Source organism: Microbacterium sp. TW_SC_2 (assembly GCF_055361165.1).
The window spans coordinates 183,214-197,913 of sequence record NZ_CM143952.1 but is presented as its reverse complement, the minus strand read 5'-3'; the positions used below and the strand labels follow the sequence as shown (position 1 = coordinate 197,913).

10 protein-coding genes are annotated in these 14,700 nt (G+C 61.7%); 9 read left to right on the top strand and 1 reads right to left on the bottom strand.

Features of this window, described 5'->3' with window-relative positions; translation table 11 throughout:
* Positions 1-2: 2 nt before the first annotated feature.
* The 6 genes from ACWA14_RS01005 (at position 3) to ACWA14_RS00980 (ending at position 8,611) form a co-directional block, all read left to right on the top strand.
* Positions 3-560: a dihydrofolate reductase family protein gene (locus ACWA14_RS01005; RefSeq protein WP_463795583.1), complete on the top strand. Its 558-nt coding sequence runs from the start codon at positions 3-5 to the stop codon at positions 558-560.
* Positions 561-667: 107 nt separating this feature from the next.
* Complete coding sequence (locus ACWA14_RS01000) at positions 668-1,954, top strand: hypothetical protein (RefSeq protein WP_463795582.1); 1,287 nt, start codon at positions 668-670, stop codon at positions 1,952-1,954.
* Between the two features lie 191 nt (positions 1,955-2,145).
* Positions 2,146-2,583 carry an HNH endonuclease gene (locus ACWA14_RS00995; RefSeq protein WP_463795581.1) on the top strand — a complete coding sequence of 146 codons (438 nt, stop codon included), beginning with the start codon at positions 2,146-2,148 and terminating at the stop codon, positions 2,581-2,583.
* Positions 2,583-3,770 (top strand): DUF6361 family protein, encoded by a 1,188-nt coding sequence (locus tag ACWA14_RS00990; RefSeq protein WP_463795580.1) that lies wholly within the window; start codon positions 2,583-2,585, stop codon positions 3,768-3,770. The genes ACWA14_RS00995 and ACWA14_RS00990 overlap by 1 nt, the downstream gene beginning before the upstream one ends.
* Positions 3,748-5,541: a phospholipase D family protein gene (locus ACWA14_RS00985; protein WP_463795579.1), complete on the top strand. Its 1,794-nt coding sequence runs from the start codon at positions 3,748-3,750 to the stop codon at positions 5,539-5,541. Before ACWA14_RS00990 ends, ACWA14_RS00985 begins: the two co-directional genes overlap by 23 nt.
* Positions 5,531-8,611 carry a helicase-related protein gene (locus ACWA14_RS00980; RefSeq protein WP_463795578.1) on the top strand — a complete coding sequence of 1,027 codons (3,081 nt, stop codon included), beginning with the start codon at positions 5,531-5,533 and terminating at the stop codon, positions 8,609-8,611. The genes ACWA14_RS00985 and ACWA14_RS00980 overlap by 11 nt, the downstream gene beginning before the upstream one ends.
* A gap of 1 nt (position 8,612) precedes the next feature.
* On the opposite strand, the gene ACWA14_RS00975 is transcribed toward ACWA14_RS00980, so the two are convergent.
* Positions 8,613-8,978 (bottom strand): restriction endonuclease, encoded by a 366-nt coding sequence (locus tag ACWA14_RS00975; RefSeq protein ID WP_463795577.1) that lies wholly within the window; start codon positions 8,976-8,978, stop codon positions 8,613-8,615.
* 643 nt (positions 8,979-9,621) lie between these two features.
* On the opposite strand from ACWA14_RS00975, the gene ACWA14_RS00970 reads away from it, so the two are divergent.
* From ACWA14_RS00970 to ACWA14_RS00960, 3 genes are read left to right on the top strand one after another with little or no spacing between them, the layout of a single operon-like run.
* Complete coding sequence (locus ACWA14_RS00970) at positions 9,622-10,269, top strand: N-6 DNA methylase (protein ID WP_463795576.1); 648 nt, start codon at positions 9,622-9,624, stop codon at positions 10,267-10,269.
* On the top strand, positions 10,266-11,930 hold the full coding sequence (locus tag ACWA14_RS00965) for an Eco57I restriction-modification methylase domain-containing protein (protein WP_463795575.1): 1,665 nt from the start codon (positions 10,266-10,268) through the stop codon (positions 11,928-11,930). The genes ACWA14_RS00970 and ACWA14_RS00965 overlap by 4 nt, the downstream gene beginning before the upstream one ends.
* Positions 11,927-14,461 carry a GIY-YIG nuclease family protein gene (locus ACWA14_RS00960; RefSeq protein WP_463795574.1) on the top strand — a complete coding sequence of 845 codons (2,535 nt, stop codon included), beginning with the start codon at positions 11,927-11,929 and terminating at the stop codon, positions 14,459-14,461. Before ACWA14_RS00965 ends, ACWA14_RS00960 begins: the two co-directional genes overlap by 4 nt.
* The last annotated feature ends 239 nt before the right edge of the window (positions 14,462-14,700 follow it).

Below are 14,700 nucleotides of genomic sequence, written 5' to 3'. Positions count from 1 at the left end.
AGATGAGACCGCTTCGCTACGCCATCAACGTCACCCTCGACGGATGCTGCCACCACGAGGCCGGGCTTCCGCCTGATGAGGAGTCGATGCGTTTCTGGGCCGCCGAGATGGAGTGGGCGGATGCCGTGATCTACGGCCGCGTGACCTACCAGATGATGGAGTCAGCCTGGCGGCGTCCGGCGAATGGCGTGTGGCCCGACTGGATGGACGAGTGGGAGGTCCCCTTCGCCGAGGCCATCGACCGGAAGAGGAAGTACGTCGTCTCGAGCACGCTCGAAGCTGCCCATTGGAACGCGGAGCTGTTGCGCGGCGATCTCGGGGATGCCGTGCGGCGGCTTAAGGAGCAGCCGGGCAGGGGGCTGTCGATAGGTGGTGTGACGCTTCCGCTCGCGCTGGCGGACCTGGGGCTCATCGACGAGTACGTGTTCGTCGTGCATCCTGTGATCGCCGGGCACGGGCCGACGCTGCTCGCGGGGTTGCGGGAGCGGATTCGGTTGGAGCTGGTGGGCCGGGAGGAGTTCCGGTCGGGAGTGGTGGTTCAGCGGTACCGGGCGCTGTGATTCGCGGTGGTCCGAAAACCCATCGCCCCGCAAGAGCCTGGAGGGCCTTACATGGGCCATGATCGTGACTAGGCCCATTGGCGGGTCGCAGACGAAAGGCGCCATGCATGGATGATGTAGATCTCCGGGAGATCGAACTGATCACCGATGGCGACGGCCTCGCACTGATCGGACCATCAGCCAGTGTGGAGCAGTTCTTGACTGCCAACCGCCTCGAGTCGCGTGACCTCGAACTCGCGCGACTCGGAAAAGTATTCGGCGGGGGTTCGGCTGCTCTCAAGGCAGGTTCCGAGATCTCGGCGAACTCCGGCCGTTGGATGAAGCTCACCGAAGAGTCCTGGAAGGCCGCGCAGAAGCTCCCGAAGGTGAAGAACTCCTCGAGCGGGAACCTGCACGCCACTCTTCGAGCGCCGAACGGGCAGTTCGCGAAGAACTTGCAGTTCCTCAGGACGCCGGGTGCGATGCTGACAAATCCGGCCATGCTCGCTGGCGTCGCGGGAATCATGGCGCAGATCGCGATGCAGCAAACCATGGACGAGATCACCGACTATCTCGCCGTGATCGACGAGAAAGTCGATGACGTGCTCCGAGCCCAGAAGGATGCCGTGTTTGCCGACATGATCGGCGTGGACATGATGCTCGAGGAGGCACTGACCATCCGCAAGGAGGTCGGCGGTGTGTCCGAAGTGACCTGGTCGAAGGTGCAGGGGTCGTCGATGACGATCGCGCGCACGCAGGCGTACGCCCTGCGCCAGATCGACGCGCTTGCTGAGAAGCTCGAATCGAAGTCGGTGAATGAACTCGCCGATCTGACGAAGACAGTTGATCGACAAGTGCAGGATTGGCTTGCGATGCTCGCTCACTGCTTCTACCTGCAGGAGGCAACGGGAGTCATCGAGATCGACCGCGTTCTCCAGACGTCACCGGACGAGCTCGATCGGCATCGCATCGCACTCAGAACTGCTCGCGCAAACCGCGCGGAGCTGATCACTCGAACCACACGACAGCTCCTCGAACGAATGGACGCAGCAGCGTCCCTGGCGAACTCGAAGGTGCTCTTCAATCCGATCGAGTCGCCGGCGATCGTCCGGTCGAGGAATACGATCAGCGATTCCGTCGGAACCTTCCACGGCCGACTCGGCCTCGAAGCGGCGGCAGACTCCTTGGAGTCCCGTCGTTGGTCGGCGGCCGTCTCTGACACTCGCAACGATCTACTGAAGGCCGGCGGTGACGGCGTGGACGCGGCGCTCCGCATCGGCGCTGACGGTGTCGAAGCAGCTGCGCGCATCGGCGCAGAAAGTGTCGACAAGGCGAAGGAGCTCGCCGGATCGTTGGCCGATTTCGCCGGGCGGACGTTCTGGCGCCGAGCTCCGAAGGGCGAGGTTGACGAGTGAGTAGTAGTGCCGCGATTGGCGATGTCGATGGCGACACCGTCTCAAGGACATATTTCGAACTCTTCGCTATGCCGAAACCCGTCCGAATCACGGGCCGCAGCTCGAGTATCACCAACTCATTCGTGAATGGAGTCATCCCGGTCGTCATTCCGAGCGAGTGGGAGGTCCGGGAGGCGCTTCACACTCTCGGGATGCTTGAACAGATCTCTTGCGCATACTGCGGCGACACGAGCACCGAGTGGGATCACCTTCGGCCTCTCGTCGAGGGTCAGCGCCCGACCGGTTACATCTCCGAGATTCGCAATCTCGTACCCGCGTGTGGCAAGTGCAATCAGAGCAAGGGCAACAAGCACTGGCTCACCTGGATGCGCAGCACAGCACGGTTATCGCCCACGAGCCGGGGCATCGTTGACATCGAGGAGCGGATCGCCCGACTCCAGGAGTATGAGAGCCGCGGCGTGCCGACGAAGATCGACTTCGAAGCGGTCGCTGGCGCCGAGCTGTGGGAGCGCCACTGGGCGCATCACAAGCGGCTGTTGCAGCTCATGCGCGACGCCGACGCGGATGCGCAGCAGATACGGATCCGGGTTCGCGAGGCATACGCCGCGCAGCGGACGGCGTCCGGCTGATGGTATCGGTCGTCACCTGGCTCGACATCTCGGTCGACGAGCAGCGACGCATGCGGGAGCTCGCAGCGCTCTTCACCCTCCGCGACAGCCGCGACGAACTCGGCTTGGGCCTACTACGCGACAGCATTTCGGACGCCCTCTTTCCCGGCACTTCGACTCTGCACACCCGCGCCCGCTACCTCCTTTTTGTCCCCTGGTGCTTCCAGCATGCCGCCCGCGCGAAACCCGAGCAGCGCTGGCGACGACTAGACGAGATCGAGCGATCGATCATCTCCCCAATCCGATCGTCTGCCGATCCGACCGGTCTCCTCGGCGAGCGTGCGGGTATGGCCCTGAAGAATCTCCCATCGTCGGTTTACTGGTCGATGCTGCAGCGGTACGGAATCCTCTCTCATCCGGCGACCCGTGCGGACGCCCTCGCTGCCTCCGCAATGAGGCGCTCTGTCGATGACGACGGCCGGACAACCGTCTCATCGATCTGGTCTGCACCGGCTATGCCGGACGGGTTTCCCGAGCGCATTCCAGCGGGGTTCGCCCTCACGCATGACGAGGCAGCCTGGTTGCGCGACCGCATACTCGAACATGCACACGGCTCTCTCCTGGCGCACCTCGTACAGCACCGCCCCGAAGACGATAGTTCGGCGCCATGGAAGGATACGGCCGCAATCACCGGCCCAGAACGCGCCGCCAGAATGCTTCAGCAAGCCGAAGACTTCTCCTCTGTGATGCACGGCGCACAATTGCTCTACAACCTCATGCTCGCCAGCGATGCTCACCGTCTTGACCTCGCCGATGAATCTCGGATCGCCGAGTATCGCGAGCGGCTCGACACGTGGGCGCGAGAGTTGACGCCACGAGCTCGTGAATGGCAATTGAGCGATCTCATCCATGTCTTGCGCGAGGAGCACGGCTCCCCGCCGACGGTCGCGCTGAGCACTCGCGACTTCATCATGCGTTGGACGAGTCTCGTGCAGAGCACGGAAGCCGGCGCGCTCATGGATGATGAAGGTGCGCAGGCGCTCATAAGACAGAGGGAGCGCGTGGCGAAGGGCGCCAAGGCACGCCTGAACAACCACCGACGGCTCGCGAGCTGGGGCGGCGCATCGGGCAGTGCACGACTCACGTTCCGCTGGAGCACAGTGCGCGGGATCCTCACTGACATCGATGACGGGCTCCAACGTGCTTGAGCCCGATTCGCGGTCCCTGCTGTCCGAGCTCCTGCGCCCGCCGCCCGGATTCACGCTCTCACACGCGGTCGGCACGACGTTCACACTGACCCTCGAAGCCGCCCTCGCCGTGCCGCTCTCTCTTGTCGGCTCAGGAACTACTGACGACGATGCTGTCGGGATGATCAGCGCGGTGCGCCGTGCGGTCGAACGCATCGATGTGTTCGCCCAAGCCGGTTACATCGGTCTCGGCGCCGCGAGCGACCTGGTCGCCGTACTTGAACCGATGATTCATCCAGTAATTACCAAGCCGGGCCGGCTGTTCCACCCCAAGGTATGGTTCCTCGAGTTCGCTGCCGGCGAGGAGCGCCGCTACCGCTTCGTCTGCAGCAGCCGCAATCTTACGAACGACCACACCTGGGATGCAGTGGTCGCACTCGACGGTGTACCGGCCGAGGCGGCGGACGCGTCGGCGCTTCGCACGAACGAAGGAATGGTGCGTCTTCTGCGCTGGCTGGCCGAGGAAGCCCGCGTCACTCCGCGGATGAGTGCTGCACGCAGTTCTCGCATAATCGAGCTCGCCGAATCATGGCGGACGATTCGATGGGAGCACCCGGAGCACGTGCGCCGCCTTGGGGTCCATGTGCTCGGCATCGGTGTAGATACCGTTCCTTCTGTCAGCGCGGCCAGCACGCTGATCGTTTCGCCGTTCGTGACCGACGAAGGGCTCAGGCTTGTGCGCGACCGCGGCGAGACGATCCTTGTCAGCCGTCCTGAGCAGCTCGACCGCCTGAATCCGCCCTCGTTCGACAACCTCTCCATGCGAATACTCGACGGCTTCGTCGACCAGGCACTGACCGATGCCGAAGCCCGCGAAGCCGTCACCACCGGACTAAGCGGCCTCCATGCCAAAGTGATCGTGCATGACCGCCCGGGTGGTGGTTCGACGGTGCTCATCGGGTCTGCGAATGCGACCGGTCCGGCTTGGAGCTCGAACGTCGAAGTCATGGTGGAGTTCGACGGGCCAACGAAGAAGCTGGGCGTCACTGCCGTGTCCGGGTCCATCGCACCGCTGCTCGAGGAGTATGTGACGGCAGGTGGAGCCACGGCGACCGATGACGAGACAGTCGAACGCAACCTCGATAACGCGCTCAGGGGTATCGCCTCCACGCCTATCGCCCTGCGAATTCACGAAGGTGATTCCTACACATTCTCGCTCTGGGCAAACAATCACGTCCTAAGCGTGCCCGAAGATGTCTCCATGTCTTGGCGTCTTCTGACCCAGTCTGAAAACGTGCCTGGCGCTTTTCCTCCGGAAAGCGCTCCGTTCATTTCGCGATCGATGTCACTCGCCGAGATCACACCGTTCATCGTGGTCTCTCTCGAAGATCAATCGGGCCGGCGCGCGCAGACGATCCTCGTCGCCGAGGTCATCGATGATGTGCCCGGAAGGCAGGATGCAATCGTCGCGGCCCACCTGACGGAGCCTGGCGCTTTCGCCCGGTTCATCCGGCTCATGCTTCAGCAGTCGGGGACCGGATTGGGATCAGCAGGAGGGGCTTCCGGTCCGTTCCGCTCGACCTTCGGCGGAGGCGTCACCGAAGACGGCTCGGGGTTGCTGGAACTGCTGATACGCGCGGCGGCAACGAACCCGGAAGCCCTTGCGGACATCGAGTGCGTACTGTCGCATCTGCGTCTCGACGACCGCGCCGCTACCTTACCCTCGGGCTTCAGCGAGGTCTGGGCATCCGTGATCAACTCTCTCCGGATGGAGGCTTTCGATGGCCGTTGACGTCGAAGCGGTCATGCGGGGGTTGAAAGGCTTTCAACGAGACGCCGTCAGCCATGTGATCGATCGGTTCTACGGTGATCACGACGGCAGCGGGAGGTTCCTCGTCGCCGACGAGACGGGCCTCGGTAAGAGCGTGATCGCGCGCGGAGTGATCGCGAAGACGATAGAGCATCTGGAGCCTGATGACGGTGTCGATCGGATCGACATCGTCTACATCTGCAGCAATGCCGACCTCGCGAACCAGAATCTGCGACGGCTGAACGTCACCGGAGACAAGCACATCGCAGTCGCAACCCGACTGACTCTGCTGGCCCGCGAAAGCCACCGGCTCACAGAGCACGACGGGGCGAGCGGCAAAAAGGTCAATCTCGTCTCGTTCACCCCCGGCACCTCTTTCAAAGACAGCGGCCTCCGCTGGGGCAGCGCAGAGGAGCGCGCGCTCCTCTGCATCCTGCTCGAAAACATCTTGCAGCCCGAGCGTGACCTGAAGCGCGCGGGCCGGCTGATCCTCCAGGGCGCAGTGCAGAAGCTGACGAGCTTCGAGTGGCGCATCAGTCGGATGCTCGACGGCCTCGGCCCCAGCGGTCCCGACAAACGGATCGCGGACGTTTTCGCCGACGCCATCAAATCCGACGGCACGCTCCAGAGGTTCGTCGCCCTGCAGGAGCGCGTGCACCTTCACGGACGCAAACCAGACACCGGCGATTTGTGGCGTGAGGCGGCCGACCTCATGGCTGCGCTACGTCGCCACCTCGCTCAAGCCGGCGTTGACGCACTCGAGCCCGACCTGGTCATCCTCGATGAGTTCCAAAGATTCCGGTCGCTTCTCGATCCATCGAGCGGAAGCGAGGCCGCGGAGCTTGCCGACAGCCTCTTCTCTTACGGTGATGCAAAAGTGCTGCTGCTCTCAGCAACTCCTTACAAGCCGTTCACAACCGCTGATGACGCAGATGACGATCACCAGCGCGACTTCCTCGAGACAATCGGATTCCTCGCAGGGCGCGACATATCGCGGGTTACAGAAGTGAAGAACGCGCTGGAGGCCCATCGCCTGGCATTGGTCACGGACGGCGATGCGGCAGCGTCGGCGGTGTCCGTTCGCAAAGCACTGCTCCCCTACATGTCGCGATCTGAGCGCCCTCCGCTGGCTCGCAACCAGGACATGGTGATCGATCGCCCGCTCGACGGCGGCGTACCGAGCGCGGCCGAGATCGCCGACTGGGGATCACTGCATCGGCTCGACCGGCATCTGGGCGCGCACATCGACATCGAGCAGTGGAAGTCGATCCCCTACTTCGCGACGTTCATGGATACCTACAAGTCCGGGTCACGCGTGCGCGACGTGCTGGATGGCAACGGGATCAAGACCATCGCTCCGCTGCTGTCCGCTGCGCGCGGGATCCGACTTGACGACGTCCGAGACCGAGCGGAGATCGATCTCGGGAACGGGATGCTCCGCGCCCTTGCCGCGGATACCGTTGGCCAAGGGTGGTGGAAGCTGCTGTGGATGCCGCCCTCGATGCCCTATCTGCGTCCTGGACGGATCTATTCCAGCGTGAATGGCGACGTGACGAAGCACGTGGTCTTCTCCGCATGGAATGGAGTACCCACAGCGATCGCCGCATTGCTGAGCCATGAGGCTTCGCGACTAGGGCACCGCGGCCGGAGCCGCGTTTTGGATTCGAGCGCTGCGCGCTTGGCGTGGTCGGTGAACGAGGAGGGACGCCCCACCCAGATGAGTGCCCTGGCGCTTTTCTGGCCGCATCCGGGCCTTGCGTCCGCGGCCGATCCTCTGGTGTCGGCGCGTCTACTTGGGGGGAACACGGACGCCGAGACGGTGGCAGAGATGGTGGACTCGGGCGGAGACGATATCGAGCCCTCGTCAGCGTTCTTCACGTACCCAGGGGCGCTCCCGCCAGGAGTTATGCCGTCCCAGCTGCCTGCCCTGGTCGGTGGAGAGCCGGATGACGAGGAGTCTGGCACGAGTGGCCGGTTGGCGGACTATCTCGAGGCAGCCGCCGCGGCGATGAGTGGTACGACATCCGGACACCCCGATCTGGGGTGGCTAGCCGCCCACGCGCCGGGTTCGATCGCATTCCGGGCACTGCATGCGGCCTCGTCCCCCGAAGCGACCGGGACAGGTGTCTGGCGGGCCGCATGGCATCTGTCACTCGCGTTGCGTTCGCTGTTCGCGAGACCGGAGACCTCGGCGCTGTTGGACACTCTGGATGAGACGGATGCGCCCTACTGGAGGGTTGTCCTCGACTACTGCGCCGACGGTAACTTGCAGGCCGTGTTGGACGAGTATCTCTACCAGCTCCGCAGCGAGGCCGGTGGCAGGTTGCTCGACGACGAGGGACTGATGCTCGCGGCGATCCAGATCAGCGCGGCAGTGCGGATGAAACCTGCCATGTTGCAAGGGCACGAGGCGACGGCAGAACGCCAGCCGATACGGTTCCCCACACGCTTCGCCGTTCGGTACGGCGGGGCGGGCACGGATGCCGACGAGAAGGTCGCCGCGCGGCAGAGCGGCGTGCGGTCCGCGTTCAACAGTCCATTCGCACCCTACGTTCTCGCGTCGACGAGTGTCGGGCAGGAAGGCATCGACTTCCATTGGTGGAGTCATGCGGTCGTGCACTGGAACCTGCCTTCCAACCCCGTCGACTTCGAACAGCGCGAGGGCCGCGTGCATCGTTACATGGGTCACGCTGTGCGGAAGAACGTTGCGGCGAGGCATTGGGACGACGTGTTGTCGTCCGAAGGTTCGCCGTGGGATGCGGCCTTCGACGCAGCGCTCATTTCATCGGCGACGTCAGAGTTGGGGCAGTTCGCACCGTGGTGGGTCTACGACGGCGATGCCCGGATCCATCGACGTGTCGCGTCGTTCACGTTGAGTCGCGACCACGGACGGTACGAGCGGTTGCTGGATGCGTTGACGATGTACCGCCTGACCTTGGGTCAACCTCGGCAAGAGGACATGCTGCGGTTGATGCGGCAGAACGGGGTCGATGACGGCGAGGCTATCCGCGTCGGGGGAATAGATCTGCGGCCACCTGTCCGCCGCGACTGATTTACTCGAAGAAGTCATCGTCAATCTCGACGATGTGCACAGTCTCGCGCGTCTGCACGCCGACGCCGAAATGAATCACTAGCGACGTGAGGCGCGCCCCGTCAATCAAAATGACCGGTGTCGGGACTACATCTGGAAACTCGCGGGCACCGGGGCTGAACCACCCCGTAGTGATGAAGACACCGCCGTCGTCCTTGCTACTTAGCGCGCCGACGAAACCCTGAACGTCGGGGCGGCAGACAACGTTGTCCGCCGAGTAGCGTCTTGCCGGGACGAAGACGCGGCTGAGGCCAAGGGTGTCCTTGTCGATGACCCCATCTACCCCTCCGTCATTCGTGAGCGCCATGGCGAAAAGCAGATCGACCACAGTCTGTGCCGAAGAAATCGGGCAACTTCGCCCAGAGGCGGATTAGTAATTCGGAAGCTACGTCCGCGCGGATCTGCTTGATCACTCGATCGATGAGCTCGGCTGGGTCGGTCGAGTCTTCCTCGCCGACCACATCCTGGGACGTTCCGGCGTCGGCCTCACTCGCCGAGAACCAGTGATCGCCTCGACATCCGCGCGGCTGACCCCCGGCCGCTGCTCAAGAAGCCGATGACCAACCGCGGTCGTGAAATACCAGCCGCGCTCGGGCCGCTTAAGCGCGCCAGCCCTTGTCAGATGTGAGATCGCTCACCCAGCCCGATTGGCGTACATCGGCTGACCCGTCGTCAGAGTGATCGCTCTGTCTACCTCGGTCACCGCCGCCGCGCTCGCTGCATCCGCCGTGATCTGGCTACGGGCGCGGAGTGCGCCGTCCGCCATGACTCGCAGAACTGGAGCCAATAAATTCGTGCCATCTTGGACTCGACATTCACCCCTCCGCAACCACGTGCCGTGAAAATGCTCCGACTCCAAGGTATCGAGCCGCAGCCCGAGGCGTTCCGTTCCCACCCACGACCGGTCGCTTCGCTCCGACACCGGAAGTCGGCGACTGACGACTGTCGGCGCGGGCTTGTAGGCTCAGCTCGTGGAACGAACAGAGAAGTCTGCAGCGGTCGAATCGCTTGTCAGGTCGCGCCAGCGGGTTACTGACCATGGGGAGGTGTTCACACCTCGCTGGCTTGTGGATGACATGCTCGATCTTGTTGAAGCCGAGACAGAGCGCATCGATTCTCGATTCCTTGAGCCTGCATGCGGGTCCGGGAACTTCCTAATTCCTGTACTCGAACGCAAGCTCGCTGCCGTTAGGGCGCGCCATGGCCGGAGCGAGTTCGAGAACAGACACTACGCGCTGTTCGCGCTTATGTGCATCTACGGCATAGAGCTGTTGGCAGACAACGCTGCTGAGTGCCGCGAGAACCTTCGGAGCGTGTTCTCGCGCTACCTCAAGCTGGCCGCGGGCGACGAGTGGGAACGGGCGGCAGTAGCTGTTCTCGAAGCGAACATCATTCAGGGCGACGCTCTGGCGATGTCGACCAGCGTCGGTGAGCCCATTCTCTTCCCAGAGTGGGGCTACCTTGGCCGTGGGAAGTATCAGCGTCGCGACTTTCTTTTCGACAATCTCGCGCAGCGGGCTTCCGCATCGGAAGGACTCTTCGCGCATTTCCAAGAACATGAGATTTTCACTCCGGTGCGATCGTATCCAGCAATGTCCGTAAGCGAGCTCGCGGCATGACCGAGCAGGCGGCCTTCACTCTCCGTGGGCACAATCCGGATGTCCTCACATGCATTGCGAACCTCTCCAACGACGAAGTTTTCACCCCACCCGAATTCGCAAACGAAATGCTCGACACACTCGAGCACGTGTGGGCCGAGTCGAACGACGGCGCTTCAATCTGGGCTGACCCGACCGTAACCTTCCTAGACCCGTCCACTAAGTCGGGTGTTTTTCTACGGGAGATCACGCGGAGGCTCACCATTGGTCTCGAATCTCAAATCCCGGGTCTCGAGGAGCGCGTCGACCACATCCTCACGGAGCAGGTCTTCGGCATCGGAATCACCCGACTCACCGCGCTTCTAGCGCGCCGGAGCGTCTACTGCTCTAAGGACGCCACCGGCGAGCATTCGATCGCGCAGGGCTTCGAACGCGAGTGGGGCAACATCTGGTTCGACCGGACCGAGCACACCTGGGTCGGTGGGGTGGTCAAGCACGACCTCCTCGATGCAGAGGGCAGCCCAAAAATCATGGGTCAGCGGTGCAAGTTCTGCGGAGCCTCAGCGGACGACCTCGACCGCAGCTCTGGACTTGAGACTCACGCTTATGCGTTCATTCACAGTGATAATATCAAGGCTCGCATCGGCGAGCTGTTCGGAGCAGACATGCAGTTCGACGTGATCATCGGGAATCCTCCATATCAGCTCGACGATGGAGGGTTCGGATCGAGTGCGACTCCGATCTATCAGCGGTTCGTAGAGCAGGCCAAGAAGCTCGGCCCGAGGATGCTCTCGATGGTGATCCCGGCCAGGTGGTACGCCGGAGGCAAGGGCCTCGCTGAGTTCCGAGCAACGATGCTGGATGACCGTCGCATGCAGGTGCTCGACGATTACCCGACGACGACTGATGTCTTCCCCGGCGTGAATAACCGAGGTGGCATCTGCACTTTCTTGTGGAGTGCAGATTACGATGGAGATGTTCTCGTTCGAACGCATGAGAGCGGCAAGGTAACCTCCGTGGCATCACGTCCACTGCTGGAGAACGGCGCCGATACATTCATCCGGTACAACGAAGGTCTCGAGATTCTCCGCAAGGTCGTGGCAGTCGAAGGATCCGACCCCGGGGTGGTATCGCTCCCAGTCGATAGACAATTCGCACGCCTCGTTAGTTCCCGAAAGCCGTTTGGACTAGCCACCAATTTCAGTGGGCATGACGAGAAGTCCGAGGGAGACGTCCGGCTCTATAAGAACGGAGGAGTTGCTTTCGTATCCATAGGCGAGATCAAGACCGGTAGCGCGCTCATCGACGCAACAAAAATCTTCGTTCCTTACGCCAGCCCAGGCAATGATGACTACCCGCACCTCGTGCTTTCAAAGCCTATCGTGTCAGGCCCTGGCGAAGCAGCGACAGAAACATACCTAGCCATCGGACCGTTTGCTGACGAGAGTACCGCGCGCCATGCCGCGGCGTACATGGGCACTCAGTTTTTTCGATTCATGTTGACGCTTCTGCGAATCTCGCAGCACGTCACGCGCAGCGTCTACGGGTTCGTCCCACTACAGGACTTCTCGCAAACATGGACTGATGACGCACTCGCAGAAAAATACGCACTCACGGAAGGTGATCGGGCCTTCATGGATCGCTTCGTGAAACCGGTGGCTTGGGCGGGGGCATTCGAGTGAGCAGATCAGAGGACGAGCTTCTCCCGCCGAAGCCAGAGTCTCGCCTTCGCATCTATGCGTACTCGATCGCAGACGATGCGCATGCCGGTCTCCTCAAGGTCGGACAGACGACCAAGGGTGTTAAGGCCCGCGTAGCACAGCAGGTCAAGACGGCAGCCATCGAAAACTACGAGATTGTTCTTGATGAACCGGCCGACCGCCCCGATGGAACGACGTTCAGCGACTACGACGTTCGAGGCCGCCTCAAGCAGAAGGGCTTCAGGAATCCAACTCTCGAGTGGATGGAGTGTTCGCTGGCCGATGTTCACACGGTGATCGCGGAGCTTCGTGCGGGCCAAGTTTTCGGCGGGACGCATCACGCAGATTTCCCCATGCGCCTCGAGCAGCAGGCGGCGGTCGACAAAACGTTTGGGTACTACAAGTCGAGATGGGCCGAGGACTCAGACGCTGTGCCTGAGTTCCTCTGGAACGCCAAGATGCGCTTCGGTAAGACGTTCACCACTTACCAGCTCGCGCGGAAACTCGACGTCAAGCGCGTCCTCGTCGTAACTTTCAAGCCCGCCGTTGAGGATGCATGGGACACCGACCTCAGGAGCCACGTCGACTTCGACGGATGGCAGTACATCTCGAAAGCTACGGGCGGTGATCCGGCATCTGTCGACCCGGAGCATCCACTCGTGTTCTTCGGATCCTTTCAAGATCTGATGGGGCGGGACGCAGCCGGAAACTTCAAGGCTAAGCACCAGTGGCTAAGCGAACTGAGCTGGGATCTTGTGGTTTTCGACGAGTACCACTTCGGTGCGTGGAGGGACGCGGCTAAGGAGCTGTTTGAAGGTGAGGACGAAAAGGCCAAAAAGAAGGGCACTGATAATGAATTCAGCGCCGCTCTAGAGAAGTTTGCGGAAGAGCTTGAGGAACAGGGGCTCGATGAGGACGCCTTCGTACCGATCAAGGCGAATGCCTACCTCTATCTCTCAGGCACCCCGTTTAAGGTTCTAAACGAGGGCCGGTTCATCGAAGAACAGATATTCAACTGGACCTATACCGACGAGCAGCGCGCGAAGGCCGCGTATACAGCTCAGCATCCACACCTTCCAAACCCCTACGCATCGCTGCCCGAGATGCGCCTCCTCACTTACCAAATGCCGGACGAGCTTATTGCAATTGCCAACCAAGGCGAGTTTGAAGAATTTGATCTCAACACCTTCTTCGCGGCGACGGGTTCGGGCGCGGAAGCGCAATTTGTTCATAAAGACGACGTGCAAAAATGGCTCGACATTATCCGTGGAAGCTATGCACCAACGCAGGTGGATGCCCTGAAAGCCGGCCAACGTCCGCCCTTCCCTTACTCAGATACACGTCTGCTCCCGTATTTGCAGCACTCGTTGTGGATGCTTCCGTACCGCGCGTCCTGCGAAGCGATGCGAAACCTTCTTGCGGAGCAGCACAATGTGTTCTGGCACGACTATGCGGTCGTGAACGTGTCAGCGCCGGGTGTCGGCGTCGGGCTCGCTGCGTTACCTCCAGTGCGCGATGCTATCGGCAACGGGCACGACACCAAGACCATCACACTGACCGTCGGCAAGCTAACGACCGGCGTGACCGTGCCGCAGTGGTCATCGATTCTCATGCTTCGCAACCTCCAGGCCCCGGAAACGTATTTCCAGGCGGCGTTCCGAGTGCAGTCTCCGTGGACTATTCGAAACCCAGAAGGCGACGATCCATCGCGGATCGAAATTCTCAAGCCGGTCTGCTTCGTCTTCGACTTCGCGCCCACCAGAGCACTCCGGCAGATCAGTGAGTACGGGCGAGGACTTGCGCCCGAGAATCTGAACCCTGAGCGTGCGGTCGAGGAGCTCGTTTCATTCCTCCCCGTACTCGCGTACGACGGCTCACACATGACACAGGTCGATGCGGCCGGCATCCTCGATATCGCTATGTCGGGGACATCCGCAACTCTCCTCGCGCGAAAATGGGAGTCTGCGGTCCTAGTCAACGTCGACAACCTGACATTGAAGAAGGTTATGGCTTCCGAGGCAGCGATGACCGCTGTCATGAACATTGAGGGCTTCCGTGCGCTCGGCGCGGGCGTGTTCGAGACAGTGGTGAATAAGAGCGAGGCGGTGTCGAAGACTAAGAAAGCCAAGGGCGACGACATCACCCCTGAGGACAAGAAGGAACTCTCCCTCGAGGAGAAGGATTACAAGTCCAAGCGCAAGCAGATTCAAGAGAAGCTAATCAAGTTCGCAACGCGAATCCCGGCGTTCATGTACCTCACGGACTACCGCGAGAACACGCTCTACGACGTGATCACCAAGATCGAACCTGGCCTGTTCCAGGCGGTGACCGGACTCACAGTCGAGGACTTCAACCTCCTCGTGGGGCTCGGCGTTTTTAACGCTGGTCACATGAACCAGGCGGTTTTCGCATTCCGGCGGTATGAGGATGCGTCCCTGTCGTATACAGGGATTCAGTCGCACGAAGGCCTGACCCATTACGGACTCTACGACACCGTCGTCGCAGCCGAGTAGGGATCTCGTAATCCGCTCCCACGCACACGCAACGCGTCCTACCGAAGTGAGCGGCGCCACCGCGCAACGCTGGAAGTCATCGCTCAGAATCCTGATCCGGAAGCACCCGCGGGCGCAACAGCCGATCAGCTATCGCGCTCTACTCGCGGTCCGCTCCTACTGACATTTGCCTACGACCCTGAACTCACCGATGAGGAGGCCATCGATGGACGTGCGCGCTGGCACGGATCAAGCGTGCT

Excerpts from the sequence above, each read along its gene's own strand:
- ACWA14_RS00965 (WP_463795575.1), top strand. The coding sequence starts at position 10,266 with ATGACCGAGCAGGCGGCCTTCACTCTCCGTGGGCACAATCCGGATGTC.
- ACWA14_RS00985 (WP_463795579.1), top strand. The coding sequence starts at position 3,748 with ATGACGGGCTCCAACGTGCTTGAGCCCGATTCGCGGTCCCTGCTGTCC.
- ACWA14_RS00980 (WP_463795578.1), top strand. The coding sequence starts at position 5,531 with ATGGCCGTTGACGTCGAAGCGGTCATGCGGGGGTTGAAAGGCTTTCAA.
- ACWA14_RS00995 (WP_463795581.1), top strand. The coding sequence starts at position 2,146 with ATGCTTGAACAGATCTCTTGCGCATACTGCGGCGACACGAGCACCGAG.
- ACWA14_RS01005 (WP_463795583.1), top strand. The coding sequence starts at position 3 with ATGAGACCGCTTCGCTACGCCATCAACGTCACCCTCGACGGATGCTGC.
- ACWA14_RS00990 (WP_463795580.1), top strand. The coding sequence starts at position 2,583 with ATGGTATCGGTCGTCACCTGGCTCGACATCTCGGTCGACGAGCAGCGA.
- ACWA14_RS01000 (WP_463795582.1), top strand. The coding sequence starts at position 668 with ATGGATGATGTAGATCTCCGGGAGATCGAACTGATCACCGATGGCGAC.